This window comes from Microbulbifer zhoushanensis, from assembly GCF_021729055.1.
Lineage (GTDB): Bacteria > Pseudomonadota > Gammaproteobacteria > Pseudomonadales > Cellvibrionaceae > Microbulbifer > Microbulbifer zhoushanensis.
This window is the reverse complement of record NZ_JAJSAO010000003.1, coordinates 532059-548205: the sequence shown is the minus strand read 5'-3', so window position 1 is coordinate 548205 and position 16147 is coordinate 532059. Positions and strand designations below refer to the sequence as shown.

The following is a 16147-nucleotide window of genomic DNA, read 5'->3' as shown; positions in this document are numbered from 1 at the left end:
TCATCCGGCGGGATGACGGCATTGTTTGTTATTGGCTGTCCGCCACTTGCTTGATGGCATCGCCCAGCGCGCTGACCAGGCTGTCGATCTCTTCCGGCTGGGCCACGAAGGGCATACCCAGCTGTACGGTGTCGCCACCGTAGCGCACATAGAAGCCTTTCTCCCACATTTTCATCGCAATCTGGAAGGGCCGCAGTAACGGTTCGCCAGGCGCCGCCTCGATGGTGAAGCCGGCGGCCACGCCGCAGTTGCGGATATCGGTGACCAGCGGCAGGCCCTGCAGCTGGTGCACCCGGTCCTCCAGCACGACGGCCAGCTCGCCGGCGCGGGCGAACAGGTTTTCCTTCTCGAGGATGTCCAGCGATGCCAGTGCCGCGGCGCAGGCGACCGGGTGGGCGGAGTAGGTATAGCCGTGGGGCAGCTCCAGCAGGTAGTCGGGGCCACCCTGTTCCATAAAGGTGTCGTAGATCTCCTGCCTGGCGATAACCGCACCCATGGGCACGGCGCCGTTGGTGAGCTGCTTGGCGGTGTTGATGATGTCCGGGGTCACGCCGAAGGCCTCGGCACCGGTGGCGGCCCCCATGCGGCCGAAGGCAGTGATCACCTCATCGAAGATCAGCAGGATATCGTGCTGGTCGCAGATCTCCCGCAGGCGCTGCAGGTAGCCCCTGGGCGGCGGCAGCACGCCGGCGGAACCAGCCATGGGCTCGACAATCACCGCGGCGATGTTGGAGGCATCGTGCAGCGCCACCAGCTCCAGCAGCTCGTCGGCCAGGTGGGCACCTTCCTCCGGCATGCCCCGGCTGAAGCGGTTCTCCGGCAGTACGGTATGGGCCAGGTGGTCAGCGTCCACCGCAGCGCCGTAGAGGGCGCGATTGGCCCCGATGCCGCCAACACTGATGCCGCCGAAGTTCACCCCATGGTAGCCCTTGGCACGGCCGATCAGCTTGGTCTTGGACGGCATGCCTTTCTTGCGCCAGTAGGCGCGGGCGATCTTCAGGGAGGTTTCTGCGGACTCGGAGCCGGAACCGGTAAAGAACACCCGGTTCAGGCCCTCGGGCATGAACCGGGTGATGCGCTCGGCCAGCTGGAATGCCTTGGGGTGGCCGAACTGGAAGGCCGGGGCGTAGTCCAGGGTGGTCAGCTGTTTGCTCACTGCCTCGGCGATCTCCGCCCGGTTGTGGCCCGCACCGCAGGTCCACAGGCCCGACAGGCCGTCGAAGATACGGCGGCCGTCGGCACTGGTGTAGTAGCAACCGTCGGCACCGGTGATGATGCGGGGGTCGCGCTTGAACTGGCGGTTGCCCGTGTAAGCCATCCAGTGGGCATCCAGCTGTGACTGGGTCAGCCCGGCGTAGTTGTCACTCATTGTTATTCTCCGGAAGACACGGATTGTTGATGTGGGATGCCAGGACTTTAGGTGAAGCTCAAAGTTGCATAAACTGCAATTTATCGATCTTTAGTTTCACTAATATGCAACTAAGGGGTGGCCGACTTTGAGTGAGGGTAACGATGGCGCGTAAACAGGCGGCCCTGCTGGGGCAGCTCTCCGATATCGACCTGCGCCTGTTGCGGGTATTCCGTGCCGTGGCCGAGGCCGGTGGCTTCTCGGCGGCGGAACTGGAGCTGAACGTGGGGCGCTCCACCATCAGCCGCCATATCAAGGACCTGGAGGTGCGCCTCGGGGTCACCCTGTGCCGGCGCGGTCGCGCCGGCTTTGCCCTGACCGATGAGGGCCGCCAGATCTACCAGGCCACGCTCAAGCTGCTGGCCTCCCTGGACGCCTTCCGGGGCGAGGTGGCGGACGTGCACCGGCGCATGACCGGCCATATTGCCATCGCCCTGTTCGACAAGATGGTCACCAACCCCGCCGCCCATATCGCCGACGCCCTGCGCCGCTTCGATGACCTGGCACCGGAGGTGAGCCTGGATATCCATATCGAGCCCATTAACGAGATCGAGCGCGGCGTGATGGAGGGGCGTTTCCAGCTGGGGGTGATCCCGGCGCACCGGGCTTCCCCCAGCCTCAGCTACCAGCACCTGTTTGATGAGCAGATGTACCTCTACTGCGGCTACCGTCATCCGCTGTTCGACACCGCGGATATCTCCATTGACGATACCGCGATCCGCGGCTGCAAATATGCCGGGCTGGGCTATCACTCCCCGAACATGGAGGTGGGCAACCGGCTGGGGCTGGAGCGGGATATCACCGTCAACGACCAGGAAGCCATCGTGCACTGCCTGCAGTCGGGCCGTTATATCGGCTACCTGCCGGATCATTATGCGGAGACGTTCGTGAAGAAAGGGGAAATCCGCGCGATCTGCCCGCTGCGCTACCAGTACCAGTGTGAGTTCGTGGCTATACAGCGGATCTCACCGAAGCCCTCGCGGATAGTGGCGACGCTGTGGGAATGTCTCGCTGACGTACATGACAGATAAGAAGGCAGGTGAGCATTGCCGCCATCATGGTGGCCCGGAAGGTGGTTGCCGGGGACGTAGCTCAACGGTATAGCAGCGGGTTTATACCCCGTAGCGCCAGATAAGCGGCAGGTTGTGGGTTCGATTCCCACCGTCCCTACCACAGGTTCCTGATATCCCCGCCGGCAATCGATATTTACCCCTGGGCGGATTTACCTGCGCGAAAGAATCAACCCTCTTCGCTGTCCACAGCCTCGCGCAGCTTGCCGAACACATCGCGAATAAATTTCTTTGCGGCCGGCATCCTCTTGTCCAGCTCTGATCGCATTGCCAGCAGCTCCCCGTTATCCGGACTGACGCGTAGGCCCCATTTCACGTTGTAGTCTGCACGCTCCAGGTCGTCTTCGAGCAGGCCGGCGCGGGCGCGGCGGATATATTCCGCGGTTACCTGCCCGATCCCGGCAGTGGCCTGGGGATTGTCCGGGTCCAGGGTCAGGGCCTCACGATAGTAGTGGATAGCATTGTCGTTCTTGGGGCGGTGCAGTCGATCATGCTCGATCGCCTCTGCGCCCATGATAACCAGGGCCTCGATACGTTTCTCTGTCACTGCCTGCAGTCCCCGGGCTGCTGCCGGGTTGTCGCCATCCAGCAGCAGGACCTGGCGGTAGTAGTAGCGCGCATTGTCCTCTTCCGGTGATATATAGCGGCCTTCCTGCAGGCCCCGCCCCGCGAGTTCCAGCAGTTTGCGAATCCGGCGGTCGGTCTCGCTCTCGTAAGTCAGCGCCATGATGACGGCGGCCAGTGCCAGCACGGCGGCGCCAGCGACGGGAGCTGCTTTCCCTTTCAGCCACTGGGGAGCCGTCAGTGCTGGCCCGCGGGCAGTGGCGATACGCGTTCCGGTCGGGCTATCGACCAATGTTGTAATGGCAGCAGCCAGTTCATGGCAGGACTGGAAGCGCTGCGCGGGTTGCTTTGCCAGCGTGCGTGACAGCAGCGGTGACAGGTAATCCAGCTCCGCGGGCAGGGTCGGGATCGGTTGCTGGATATGGTTGATGGCGGTGGAGGTGTGGCTGTCGCCCTTGAAGGGATTGTAGCCCAGCAGCAACTCCAGCAGGATCACGCCCAGGCCGTAAATATCGGTGGTGATATCCAGCGGCTGTCCCTGGGCCTGCTCCGGGCTGCTGTAGGACGGGCTGCCCAGACTGAAACCGGCCTGGGTCAGGTCCGAGTTGTTGTCGGCATCCTTGGCGATACCGAAATCCGTCAATACCGCCGTGCCATCGGCACGAAAGAGGATATTCGCCGGCTTCACGTCCCGGTGGATGATGCCCTTGTCGTGCACCACCGCCAGGCCCTCGGCAATTTGCCGGATCAGCTGCAGGATTGCACCGGGCTTCCGGAACCGTTCCTGGTTCTCGCTGAGATCACCACCGTCCAGGAGCTCCATGGCGATGTAGTAATCGCCGTTGGGGAGAGTCGAGATATCGTGGATGGTGATGATATGTGGGTTGGCCAGGCTGGCGATAAAGTGCGCTTCCCTGATAAAGCGCGCATTGAGCGACTCATCGGCACTTTTGCGCAGTACCTTGATGGCCACCTTGCGATTCAGGGATTCCTGGGTGGCCAGGTACACCGAGGCCATACCGCCATGGCCGATCTGGCCGTGGACCGTGTAACCGGGAATTTCGAGATCGGGATGACTCATCGGGGTGACTTACCAGGTGCGCGGATTTCCTGCCGTAGAACAGGGGCGCTTACTTTGTGAACACAGTCACAGGGCCCCATCACATTACCAGCTAGCGGCAAGGATACCGCTCCCGTGGGGCGAGATAAAGCTGGCCCGGAGCCTCGCGCTGGGGGTTTATGTCTTCAGTGCAACCAGCTGGCAGCGGTCGATGCCCTCGCCGACCTCACCCTCGCCGACCTCACCCTCGCCGAGGTCACATAGTGCCGAGAGATAAATATCACTGGCCGGGGAATAACCATTTTCGGACAGGTAATCGACGATTTAGGTAAAGAAGGAGGCATCAATATCCAGCGTATTCAGTGCGTAATCGAACATGGGCGCCAGCTTCTGGTGCTGTTCTGCCGATTGATATCCAGCTTAAACGGACGGCAAACAGCACTCAGTGAAGCCGTGACCAGCGGCAGCTGTTTGTATGTGAGAGTGGCCCGGCCGGGCAATATTAAAACGGTGCGGGTTCGGCGGGTGGGAAACTGGATCAGGCTGCGCCTGATAGAGGGTTAGCAGTCGCCACCATCACCACCACCACCACCGTCTGCACCATTGCTGGCGCTGGAGATGCCGGCTGCGTCGCCCCCGGAATACTGCCTGCTGCCACTGCGCTGGTCTTTACCGAAAGTGACAACCAGCCACAACAGGGACGAAACAAGAAAGAAGGTGAAAATCACCGGGGCAATACCCGACCGGAAAGTGCTTTCTGAAGAAATGTCTATCAGCTGCCAGGAGCCGAAAAGCCCCAGGGCGTTGATCAAAAATGCTTTCATCAATAATCCTTATCTTCGGTAGTGATAAACACTGCCCGGCAGCCCGATTCCCCGGGGACTGCTGCACTCCCAGCTCTCACTCTGGCGCGTTTTATAGCACCCGCTGGCGCCGCCTACGACCGGGTGTAAGATAATGTAATTGCAGTATGTACCAGAGTGCCATTTGGGTCGGAAAGCTATGTCGAACGTATTTTTTCTTTTCACGCAGAGCGGCATCGCTCTTATGGGAAGATAGTTGATTTTCAGGCAGGCGAAAGGCTGCGGCGAGAGTGTGAATCACACAGTGAGTTTGTGTGGGGTACTGCCCGGCTAAATCCTGGCTTACTGGGATTGCTCGCCAGAGCTATGACCATGGCGATTCATGCCTTGCAGGCCAGCTTGGGGATCTGGTGATGATGGTAAAGGGAGGAAAGAAGAGAGGGTCGGGCGTTGCCCTGAAAACAGGCGGGGGCATTCCTGCCCCCGATAATCATAAATGTCAGGCGGGGGCAGGCTCCGCATCGGCGGTGGCAATGCGGTCGATGTAGGGTGCCAGTTCCGGTTTGTTCTCCAGGATTTCCGCGCGGGTCAGGCCGTCGATCTCATGCGGGAACACCAGCCACTGGCTGGTCTTGTGGATAAAGTAATCCGGCTCGCGCTCGGTCTTGTTGTTCGCCGGCTTGTAGTATGGCGTCGCCACGCGGATCTGCGGGGTGTTCTTCTTGCAGGCCTTTTGCAGGTCCTTGATGGTCTGGTCGATGCTGAGGCCTGAGTCGTGCACGTCGTCCACGATCAGCAGGTTGTCGTGGGACTCCAGGCGCTTGATCAGGTAGGTCAGGCCATGCACCCGCACATGCTTGTCGCGCTGGCCAATACCGGTGTAGGACGAGGTGCGGATGGCAATATGGTCCGCGTCCACGCCCATCACGTGCAGCAGCTCCTGCACGGCGATACCCACGGGTGCGCCGCCACGCCAGACGCCGACAATGTAGTTGGGGCGGAAACCGCTCTGGAAAACCTGCTCTGCCAGTGCGTAGGAGTCTGCCAGCAGTTGCTGCGCGCTGATAAAATGCTTCTTCACGTTACTTCCCTACCTTAGAAAAATACAAACTTGGCAATGAACAGGGCCGCCAGCAGGTAAACACTGATGCTGACATCCCGCGAGCGACCGCTCAGGGTCTTGATGACCGCGTAAGCGATAAAGCCCAGGGCGATACCGTTGGCGATGGAGAATGACAGCGGCATCATTACCGCGGCGATGACCGCCGGAGCCGCCTCGGTAATGTCATCCCAGTCGATGGAGGACAGGCCCGAAGTCATCAGCACTGCCACGTACATCAGGGCACCGGCGGTGGCGTAGGCGGGCACCATACCCACCAGCGGCGAGAAAAACAGGGCCAGCAGGAACAGGCCGGCACAGACCACGGCGGTGAGGCCGGTGCGTCCGCCAGCGGCAACGCCCGCAGTGCTCTCGACATAAGTCGTGGTGGTGGAGGAACCCAGCAGGGAGCCCACGGCAGAGGCCGAGCTGTCGGCCATCAGCGCCTTGCCCATGCCCGGCAGCTTGCCCTCTTTATCCAGTAGCTTGGCCCGGTCGGCGGTGCTCAGCAGGGTGCCGGCGGTATCGAACAGGTCGACGAACAGGAAGGCGAAGATCACGCTGATCATGCCCACTTCAAAGGCGCCGGCAATATCCAGCTGCATGAATGTCGCTGCCATGCTCGGCGGGGCGGAAACCAGGCCGGCGTATTGCACCTTGCCCATCACCAGTGAAATCGCGGTGGTGACAAGAATGCCGATCATCACGGCACCCAGCATGCGCCGGAACGCCAGCGCGGTGATCAGGAAGAAGCTCAGCGCGGCCAGGATGGCATCGCTGGAGGTCATATCCCCCAGGGTTACCAGGGTGGCCGGGCTGGCGACCACAATGCCGGCGCTCTTCAGCGCGATAATGGCCAGGAACAGGCCCACGCCCGCCGCCAGTGCCTGCCGCAGGGACATGGGAATACTGTCGATAATCCACTGCCGCACCTTGAAGATACTCAGCAGCAGGAAAACCACACCGGAGATAAATACCGCCCCCAGGGCTACCTGCCAGCTGTAGCCCATCTCCCCGACGACCACGAAGCTGAAGAAGGCGTTCAGGCCCATGCCCGGTGCCAGTGCGAAGGGGTAGTTGGCGTAGAGCCCCATAATGAGGCAGCCGATGGCCGCGGCCAGGCAGGTGGCCGTGAACACCGCACCCTTGTCCATGCCGGCTGCGGCCATGATGTTCGGGTTAACAAAGATGATATAGGCCATCGTCAGGAAGGTGGTGACACCGGCAATTATTTCCTGGCGGACACTGCTCTGGCGCTCGGACAGCTTGAAGAGGCGCTCCAGCAGTGAGGCTTTCCCGGGCGACTGGGGTACTGCGGTCTTGTCGGTCGCAGAAGCGGGGGCTTGGTTCATGGTCTGGTTTAATCCCGAAAGTAATGCTTAAAAATGATACTTGAGCAGCAGGTTTATGTTGCGTTCATTGGAGTCGATACCGAAGGAGCCGTCCTTGATACCGAATTTATCGTTCCAATGCACGTACTCGATGCCTGCATACAGGGATTTCGGCTGGCCCCAGCGGGCGCCGACATCCCATTTCAGCTGGGATGCAAAATTCATGCTCGGGTGCGCGTCCGCCGACGCACTGGTCCAGTCGATAAAACCGTCGTAGAGGAAATCCGCGTTGCCAAGGGCAAACGGCAGTGCCCACACCAGGGTCAGCTGCTCGTTGTCCGCCCTGTCGTCATTGATGCGGTGGTAGATATTGGCCTGCACATAATTGAAGCCCGGCACTGCCAGGTCAAAGCCGATGCCCGCCAGCCTGTTGGTGAAGTGTGGGCCGGTGGCGGTGAGATGGTTGGGGTCGTCCATATTGCCGAACTCGAGTGTGCCGGCAGCCAGCACGTCCTTAACCGGCCCGAAGGACAGTTCGCGGCCACTGAGCTTGCCCAGGCTCAGGCGCGGTGACACCTCGGTGTAAAGCTCGTCGGAGCCCGCATCGGAGGCCAGGTAATCGGCGAACATGAACAGGTCGCCCCAGCTGTGGCCACTGGCGTGCTCGAAGGTCACCACGTTGCGGCTGGAATCGTCCGTGTCCAGGCTGTAGTCGACCTCGTAGTCATTGCCGTACAGATAGCTGAGGCTGTTGTCCTGCCACAGCATCTCGGCCTGGGCCAGGAACGGCAGTGATAGGGCAGCCAGGCCGGCGGCCAATCGGGAAGAAATTGACAGGGAAGACAGGGACAGCTGCATCGGGTACCTCTGGGTCAGCAAACCGCGGTAAAGCTCGCCCCGCGCTGGCGTCCGGCCGTCCTGTCCGGCATCTGGTTAAAAAATGAGCGCGGAATTTACCGGATTCATGACCGGATTTCCAACTTTTTACCGGGTGGATTGCATGCGTGGACATGCTGTGGGAATAGCGGTCCCGCATAAAGGGAAAAGCGGGAAAATAATTCCGGCATCGGGGTGGCTGGCCAGTCTGTAGGAGGCCGTTGCTGGACTCAGCTCTCCACAGTAGCGGCCCCGGGGGTATGGTTATCGACTGGAGTGGGAAGCGCGTCGAGCAATTCGAAAATGCCCTCTTCCCGCAGGACCCGCATGCCCAGCCGCTGTTCGGAAATGCCGCTACGCAACCGGTAGTCGAAGCGCAGGCGCCCCGCAGTCTCTTCCGCCTCGAAGTAACGGCAATCGACCTGGCCATTGGCGACGTGCAGGTGGTCCCTGAGCTCAATATGGTGGGAGGAGAACATAAACAGGCAGTTCTCCCTTGCCGACAGGCGCTCCAGGATGGCCAGCGAAGCATCGAAGGCATCCTTGACGTTGGTTCCCTTGAAAGGCTCGTCCATCAGCGCCACCACTTTGTGGCCGTCGGTCACTGCCTGTGCCACTGCCTTTACGCGCAGGGCCTCGGCACGGAAATAGCTGACGCCCTGGCGCAGGTCATCGGAGAGGGAGATGGAGCTGAACAGCCACTGTACCGGCACAAAGCGGAAACTGGTTGCCGGGACGCCCATGCCCAGCTGGGCCAGGTAGAGCGCGGTTGCGAATGCACGCAGGTAGGTTGTTTTACCGGCCATATTGGGACCGGTGAGGAAGAGCACGCGCTGGTCCTGGTTGAGTGCAACCGGGTTGGCCACCGGTCGCTCGAGATAGGGATGCACCAGTCCCTCCACATCCACCCGCGGCAGTCCCTGCTCTATAACCGGCATGTTGAATCCGTGCTTGCGAGTGGCCTCTGCTATGGCGAACAGGGCATCGATCTCATAGACCAGTTCCAGCAGCCGTGTGACGGTGTTTTTCTCCTGTGTCCGCAAGACCTGGTCCAGGCGCAGCATGCGCCACATGCCCCAGTGGCCGATTTCCTGGTCGGGAACGCGGGCCATGTGAGGGCGCCTAAGCAGTGAGCGCATCTCCCGGATAAGGGGAACCAGTTCGCCACGGAGCGACGCCAGCCCGGGCTGGACCAGGAAGGCGCGCAACGCCCGTATCATCCGGGCGGTGGCCTGCACGCCGCGCACAATACTGAAATAGTGGCTGTCCTGGTTGGTCCACATCTGCAGCGCACCCAGCGCGAACTCAAGCGGGTTGCGGTAATCCACGGCGGGCAGTATTTCGCGCATATAGGCCTCCGTGCTGACGATGACGTAGGCCGATGGCAATTTGGAAAATACCTGGGGGTGGGTGGCGATAAAGGTGACGGATTCCTGGGTGCTGCGAATCCGCACAGCAGTGGACCACGGTTGCTCCATGCGTCGGCGCAGTACCGCGGCACCGCCCTCGGTGCGCGACTGGTTGCAGAAATCGAACAGACTGGCCTGGCCGGCGCCGGCCTCAAAAATTTCCAGGTCCTTGAATGTATTGCTATCGAGGCCGAGGATTTCATCGGGGGCACAGCGATCGGTCATGGGCAGGATTCCCGTTCAGTAAGGAAGGCTGGCGTTACCTCGTGCCGGTATTATTGCCGTGTGTGGCAGAAGTGCGGGACCAGGGTTTCCTGCATCACCACAGGAAGCATCATGGCAAGTATTTATCCCGGCGTAAAATTATACGGAAAATTTACGCGCCATTATGGCCAGCAACTCTCGCCATGCACCACTTTGCTAAGCTTCAGGCTTCGAAGCGCATCGAGTGCTGGAAGCCGGTCATCCGTTTGCCGGATTCGTCCAGCCCGGGGAGGCACCTTGCTGGAATACAAACTCTATTACTGGGCGTTGCCGTTTCGCGGCAATTTTATCCAGCTGTTCCTCGAGGAGGTGGGGGCGCAGTATGAACGGCACGACGCCGGGGAGATTTACCCGGAACGCAGCCTGGGAATCCACAATCCCGGCATGGCGCCGCCCTATCTCTACGAATGCAAGAGCAAAACCTACTTTGCCCAGATGCCGGCCTGCCTGATGCACCTGGGCCGCGAATACGATTACCTGCCGAGGCGCGCCGAGACCCATACGCTGGCACTGAAGACAATCCTGGACTGCAACGACGTGTTGATGGAAATCACCAACAGCAACGGGCAGGTGATGTGGACAAAAAGCAACTGGGAGGCATTCCGCTACGCACGCCTGCCGGAATGGATGAAGGTATTCGAGAACACCGGCCTGCGACATGGGCTGAAAGATGGCGGCAGCAATGGCACGGGCTTCCTGCTGGGTTCCCGGCTGACGGTCGCCGATATTGCCACTGCAGCCCTGTTCGGCGCCATGGTGTATTCGTTCCCGGAGCTGCAAGGTGACCTGCAGGAGAACGCGCCCCATATCGCCGGCCTGTGCCAGCGGGTGGAGGCTCGCCCGAATATCAGGCGTTTCCTGGCGGAGCAGCGGGAGGAAATGGGCCGGGGCTACTGCGGGGGGCAGATCGAGGACTCCCTGCGCAAGATGATCGGGTAGCAGCTGCATGGCTGGGCATGCCGCCCGGTCAAGTCACATAAAAAAGGGGCGGCCAGTTGGCCGCCCCTTCTGGATTACCGCATTGTATTAGCGGTTCACCTTCGCCGGATTCAGGATTTCTCCAGGTCGAACCGGTCCAGGGTCATGACCTTGGTCCAGGCGTCGACGAAGTCCTGAACGAACTTTTCCTGGTTACCGTTCATGGCATACACCTCGGCCACTGCGCGCAGTTCCGAGTTGGAGCCGAAGATCAGGTCCACGGGAGTGGCGGTCCACTTCATTTTGCCGGTCTTGCGGTCATAGCCCTCGTAGAGGCCGTTCTCCTCGGCAGACTTCGACCACCTGGTGGACATGTCCAGCAGGTTCACGAAGAAGTCGTTGGTCAGTGCCCCCGGGCGGTCGGTAAATACACCGTGCTTCACATCATCGTGGTTGGCACCGATGGCACGCATACCGCCGACCAGTACCGTCATTTCCGGCACGCTCAGTGTCAGCAGGTTGGCACGGTCGACCAGCATATCCACCGGTGCGAAATGCGCATCCTCGGTGTAGTAGTTGCGGAAGCCGTCGGCCTTGCGCTCCAGGAAGCTGAAGGCCTGGACGTCAGTCTGCGCCTGGGTTGCATCGTTGCGGCCCGGGGTGAACGGCACCTCGATATCGTGGCCCGCTTTTTCTGCCGCCTGCTCAATGGCAGCTGCGCCACCGAGGACGATCAGGTCGGCCAGTGATACCTGCTTGTTACCGGATGCCTTGCGGTTGAAGTCTTTCTGGATGCGCTCGAGACGATCCAGTACCCGGTCCAGCTCCGCGGGATCGTTAACGGCCCAGTCGTTCTGCGGGGCCAGGCGGATCCGAGCACCATTGGCACCACCGCGCATATCGGTTCCGCGGAAGGTGGAGGCAGAAGCCCAGGCGGTGCGCACCAGTTCCGGTACGGACAGGCCGCTCTCCAGCACTTCGGCTTTCAGTTCACGGATATCGGCATCGTCTACCAGGGTGTAGTCCACCGCCGGGATCGGGTCCTGCCAGACCAGGGTTTCTTCCGGTACCTCGTCACCCAGGTACAGCGCCCGCGGGCCCAGGTCACGGTGAGTCAGCTTGAACCACGCCTTGGCGAAGGCCTGCTGGAATTCTTCCGGGTTGTTCTGGAAGCGCTTGGCGATCTTCTGGTATTCCGGGTCGAAGCGCAGCGACAGGTCGGTGGTAAACATCATCGGTGCGTGGCGCTTATTGGCGACGTGCGCGTCCGGGACGATTTTCACCTGTTCCGCATTTTCCGGCTCCCACTGGGTCGCACCGGCCGGGCTCTTGGTTTTCTTCCACTCGAAGCCAAACAGGTTATCCAGGAACTGTGAGCTCCAGGCGATGGGGTTGGCGGACCAGGCGCCTTCCAGGCCACTGGTTACGGTATCTTCCGCGTTACCCTTGCCGCACTTGTTCTTCCAGCCGAAGCCCTGTTCCTCGATGTCGGCACCGGCCGGGGCCGCGCCAACACACTCTTCCGGCTTGTGCGCACCGTGGGCCTTACCGAAGGTGTGGCCACCGGCGATCAGGGCTACCGTCTCCTCATCGCTCATTGCCATGCGACCGAAAGTCTCGCGAATGCGCTTGGCGGCAGCCTTCGGGTCCGGGTTGCCACCGGGGCCTTCCGGGTTTACGTAGATCAGGCCCATCTGCGAGGCGGCGAGGGGTTTTTCCAGCTTCTTGTCGCCCTGGTAACGCTTGTCGTTACCCAGCCATTCGCGCTCGGAACCCCAGTAGACCACGTCGGCTTCCCAGTCGTCCTCGCGGCCACCGGCGAAGCCGAAGGTTTCGAAGCCCATGGATTCCAGTGACACGTTACCGGCCAGTACCATCAGGTCGGCCCAGGAAATCTTGTTGCCATATTTCTGTTTAACCGGCCACAGCAGGCGACGGGCCTTGTCCAGGTTGCCGTTGTCGGGCCAGCTATTGAGCGGCTCAAAGCGCTGCTGGCCACCGCCGGCACCACCGCGACCGTCGTAAACACGGTAGGTGCCGGCACTGTGCCAGGCCATGCGGATAAAGAAGGGGCCATAGTGGCCGTAGTCTGCCGGCCACCAGTCCTGGGAGGTGGTCAGTACCTTCTCGATATCGCTCTTCACCGCATCCAGGTCGAGGCTCTGGAATGCTTCCGCGTAATCAAAGTCTTCGTCCATCGGGTTGGATTTGGCTGCGTGCAGGCGCAGCGGCTGCAGGTCGAGTTTCTCCGGCCACCAGTCCTGGTTGGACATGGGCGTGTCGTTGGCGCTGGCGCTGCCAGCAATGGCAACGGCAAGTGCCGCGGCTATGGGTAGGCTTTTCTTGAACATTGGGTTGCGTCCCTTATTGTCATCATCGATTACACGAGCGAAGGCTATAGAGGTACGCAATTCGAAGGAAATTAGACCTTGTTATCGCTTTGATAGAGGAGACCAATCTACAGTGATAGCGAAATTATATCTGGCTGATTGGTCCTTCCTATTAGTAGTAGCTGCTCCCAATCCGGATGCAGCGTAAAAGGCTTCCCGGCTTTTTGCCCGGCGCCGCTGCAGCGTCCCCTGCCAGCCGTGCGTACGCGTGAGCTCTATTTCCGGAGCAGGTTTGGCGCGTACATCATCTCGAGATGCGTTAACCGGCCTGAACTATGATTCGTGCGCCGACGAAGATATTATTAGGATGTTCATAACATTGTGATGATGTTTGGCGTGATTATTTATCTTCCGCCAAGCTATTCTAAAAAGAATAAAGTAATGGAGGCACCATGAAATCCAATTGTCTGCACCTGGCCATTCCCGCCGGTGACCTGGAAAAAGCCAAGGCCTTTTACTGCGACGTACTGGGATGCAAAACCGGTAACAGCGAGGAAGGCCGCTGGGTGGATATCGACTTCTGGGGCAACGAACTGACCCTGCACCAGAGTGAGGAGCAGCTGCCGAATGTGCGCCACGAAGTGGATATGGGTGCTGTCGCCGTCCCGCACTTCGGCATCCACCTGCCGGACGACGAGTTCCAGGCGCTGAAGGGCCGTATCGAGGAAGCCGGGCTCGAATACCTGGATAAACCTTACCGTCGTTTCGTCGGCGATGAGTACGAGCAGGAGACGTTCTTTATCAAGGACCCGAACGGCAATGTGCTGGAGATGAAGTCGATGGTGAACCCGGAATTGATGTTCAAGTAACTGTTACTGCCAACGCCCGGGGCCCTGTCCGGACGGCCCCTCTGTTACCCCTGCATCGCGCTGAGGGCGATCCTGTTACCGGTCATTCAGGCCCTTCCCGTCGAGTATATCCTGGATGCATTTCTCCACCCGGCTTGTCCGTGTCTCCGATTGCCTGGCGCCACCAAAGTGGAGCAGGTAGCCGCGCTGACGCCCGGGAGTCAGGGCCGCAAAGGCGGCCTTTAATTCAGGCATGGCGTCCAGTTTGTGCTGGAATTCCTCTGGCACGGGAAAGTCTTCTGTCTTCCTGAAGGCTACCTTTTTCCCGGACTTTTCAACCTCAATGGCATCCGCAATATAGCGACCGAGACTGCCTTTCATCCCATCAATCTGCTGCGCGCTGGTGAAAGGTATGCGGCGTGCCGATTGTGTGTTCTCACCGGGTTTTTCCAGTATGCGGTCCGGGTCCTGAAGCAGGGCGCCCTTCGTAAACAGGAGGGCGCAGAATCCCTTGAAGCCCTGCATGATGACTACATTACTGTCTCCCAGTGTGTAACAGGGCTTGCCCCACTTCAGCTGCTCGTCGAGCTCACTCTGCAGTAGCAAGGCGCGGAGGGCATTAAACTCCTCTTGCCATGATCTGGAAGACGTGAAGAAACGATCGGCGTGTGGGTTCTTTTTCGTCACAAGAGATGCCCCGGCAGTGAGAGATTCCAGGAAAGTGTTGCCAGTATATGGCGGCAACTTGCAGGCGGAATAGCGTTGCGCCTGCTTATTCACAGGTGTGTGACCTAAGCCTCACCGGGAGAAGGGGCAGCAGCACCGATTGGCTGCAGGAAAGCGTAACTGGAGCCTGCTCAGCCGAATGCGGAGAAGCTCATCAGGCCCAGGCAGGAAAGCAGGCCTACCACGGGTATCCAGGCGGGGTAGCAGATTACGCCTTCCTCGCGGCCGGCCCCGTGGGCCTTGATGGTGAGTAGCGCACTGTTCACCAGGCAAAACACCAGCAACATGATAAAGCTGGTGATCTTTGCCAGGGCGGTGAGCGGTAGCCACAGGGCGAAGGTGAGGATAAACGCCCCGATCAGCAGGGTGGCTATCACCGGCGTCCGTGTCCTGGGATTCACCTTGGCCAGGAACCCCGGTGCCATCTGCTTCTTTGCCATCCCGTACAGCAGGCGGGATGCCATGATGATCTGCACCAGTGCCCCATTAACCACCGCGAACAGGCTGATCACGCCGATAAATGCCGGTGAATAACCGGCATTGGTGACCATGGTGGCCAGGGGCGCTTCGCTCCGGGCCAGCTCTGCTACCGGCAGGGTGCGCACCGCCAGTGCGGCAATCACCATATACAGCACCGTCGACGTGCAGATGGCCAGCAGTATCGCCCGTGGCAGGGTTCTCCGTGGGTTCTTGACCTCCTCGGCAGTATTGACCATATCCTCGAAGCCGATAAATGCATAGAAGGCCAGGAAGCTGCCTACCAGTAGACCGGGCACGGCATCCCATTTGGGCAGCGCGGTAATCGAACTCCATGTATTGGCCGGGGTGGCATTGCGGCTGGCGTAAATCACAAACAGCAGGCCACCCACCTCGATCAGTGTGACCAGCATGACGGTGAGTGCGGACTCATTGATGCCCCACAGGGCAATCAGCGTCAGCAGTGTCACCAGCAGGGTGATGGCCAGTGCATCCGGAACCTGGACAAAGATCGCCAGGTAGCCGACAAAGCCGTTGGCAATTGTGGCCGCCGATACAATCCCGGTGAGTGCCACCAGCGCGGCCACAACCTGGGCCGGCCATCGCCGTTGCCACGCCTGCCAGATATAGGCAGCGGAGCCCGCGCTTACAGGGAATCGTGACGCCAGCTCCGCGTAAGACAGTGCCGTAAATCCGGCAATAATACCCGCCAGTAAAAACGCATACGGAAGTGCCATGCCCGCCGCCCCGCCCACTTTGCCTACCAGCACGTAGATGCCGGCACCGATAATGGTGCCGATGCCATAGAAGCTCACTACGGGCAGGGAAAGAGAGCGTTTTAGGGGAACTGTCCCGGGCATCTGTCTACATATCGGTTTGCATCAGGGTGGTCTAGGATTTTAGCGCGACTTGCCGGTAAGCGCGGTGTCTGCGGATAGGGCATGAAATGTAGGCCGGTGTTACC

The 16147-nt window shown here is 60.2% G+C and carries 13 protein-coding genes and 1 tRNA gene; 4 read left to right on the top strand and 10 right to left on the bottom strand.

Features of this window, described 5'->3' with window-relative positions:
- Positions 1–28: 28 nt before the first annotated feature.
- Complete coding sequence (gene aptA / locus LVD10_RS08590) at positions 29–1369, bottom strand: omega-aminotransferase AptA (RefSeq protein ID WP_237063100.1); 1341 nt, start codon at positions 1367–1369, stop codon at positions 29–31.
- A 143-nt stretch (positions 1370–1512) separates the two neighbouring features.
- Here aptA and LVD10_RS08585 point away from each other — a divergent pair, with 143 nt between their 5' ends.
- Positions 1513–2439, top strand: a complete 927-nt coding sequence (locus LVD10_RS08585) for a LysR family transcriptional regulator (protein ID WP_233006622.1) — start codon at positions 1513–1515, stop codon at positions 2437–2439.
- 50 nt (positions 2440–2489) lie between these two features.
- Positions 2490–2581 (top strand) — tRNA-Ile (locus tag LVD10_RS08580).
- A 66-nt stretch (positions 2582–2647) separates the two neighbouring features.
- On the opposite strand, the gene LVD10_RS08575 is transcribed toward LVD10_RS08580, so the two are convergent.
- The 6 genes from LVD10_RS08575 to LVD10_RS08550 all read right to left on the bottom strand — a co-directional run bounded on the left by LVD10_RS08575 (position 2648) and on the right by LVD10_RS08550 (position 9845).
- Positions 2648–4123 (bottom strand): serine/threonine-protein kinase, encoded by a 1476-nt coding sequence (locus LVD10_RS08575; protein WP_237063098.1) that lies wholly within the window; start codon positions 4121–4123, stop codon positions 2648–2650.
- A gap of 539 nt (positions 4124–4662) precedes the next feature.
- A complete protein-coding gene (locus LVD10_RS08570; RefSeq protein WP_237063088.1) occupies positions 4663–4926 on the bottom strand; it encodes a hypothetical protein in 264 nt (87 codons plus the stop codon).
- Positions 4927–5404: 478 nt separating this feature from the next.
- Positions 5405–5986 carry a phosphoribosyltransferase gene (locus LVD10_RS08565; protein WP_233006619.1) on the bottom strand — a complete coding sequence of 194 codons (582 nt, stop codon included), beginning with the start codon at positions 5984–5986 and terminating at the stop codon, positions 5405–5407.
- 14 nt (positions 5987–6000) lie between these two features.
- Complete coding sequence (locus tag LVD10_RS08560) at positions 6001–7356, bottom strand: NCS2 family permease (RefSeq protein ID WP_233006618.1); 1356 nt, start codon at positions 7354–7356, stop codon at positions 6001–6003.
- Positions 7357–7383: 27 nt separating this feature from the next.
- Entirely contained in the window at positions 7384–8193 is an 810-nt protein-coding gene (locus LVD10_RS08555) for an outer membrane protein OmpK (RefSeq protein ID WP_237063086.1), read from the bottom strand.
- A gap of 248 nt (positions 8194–8441) precedes the next feature.
- Positions 8442–9845, bottom strand: a complete 1404-nt coding sequence (locus tag LVD10_RS08550) for a MutS-related protein (RefSeq protein WP_237063084.1) — start codon at positions 9843–9845, stop codon at positions 8442–8444.
- 276 nt (positions 9846–10121) lie between these two features.
- Between LVD10_RS08550 and gst the strand changes: the two genes are divergently transcribed.
- Entirely contained in the window at positions 10122–10823 is a 702-nt protein-coding gene (gene gst / locus LVD10_RS08545) for a glutathione transferase, Atu5508 family (protein ID WP_233006615.1), read from the top strand.
- Between the two features lie 110 nt (positions 10824–10933).
- Here the strand turns inward: gst and katG are convergent, their stop codons facing one another.
- Positions 10934–13153, bottom strand: a complete 2220-nt coding sequence (gene katG / locus LVD10_RS08540) for a catalase/peroxidase HPI (protein WP_237063082.1) — start codon at positions 13151–13153, stop codon at positions 10934–10936.
- Positions 13154–13584: 431 nt separating this feature from the next.
- Between katG and LVD10_RS08535 the strand changes: the two genes are divergently transcribed.
- A complete protein-coding gene (locus LVD10_RS08535) occupies positions 13585–14001 on the top strand; it encodes a VOC family protein (protein WP_233006613.1) in 417 nt (138 codons plus the stop codon).
- Between the two features lie 75 nt (positions 14002–14076).
- Here the strand turns inward: LVD10_RS08535 and LVD10_RS08530 are convergent, their stop codons facing one another.
- Together LVD10_RS08530 and LVD10_RS08525 are read right to left on the bottom strand one after the other, a co-directional pair.
- Positions 14077–14667, bottom strand: coding sequence for a YdeI/OmpD-associated family protein (locus tag LVD10_RS08530; RefSeq protein ID WP_237063075.1), 591 nt, complete (start codon positions 14665–14667; stop codon positions 14077–14079).
- Positions 14668–14837: 170 nt separating this feature from the next.
- The gene (locus LVD10_RS08525) at positions 14838–16043 is read right to left on the bottom strand and encodes an APC family permease (RefSeq protein WP_237063073.1); all 1206 of its coding nucleotides are present in this window, start codon (positions 16041–16043) and stop codon (positions 14838–14840) included.
- Between the last annotated feature and the right edge of the window lie 104 nt (positions 16044–16147).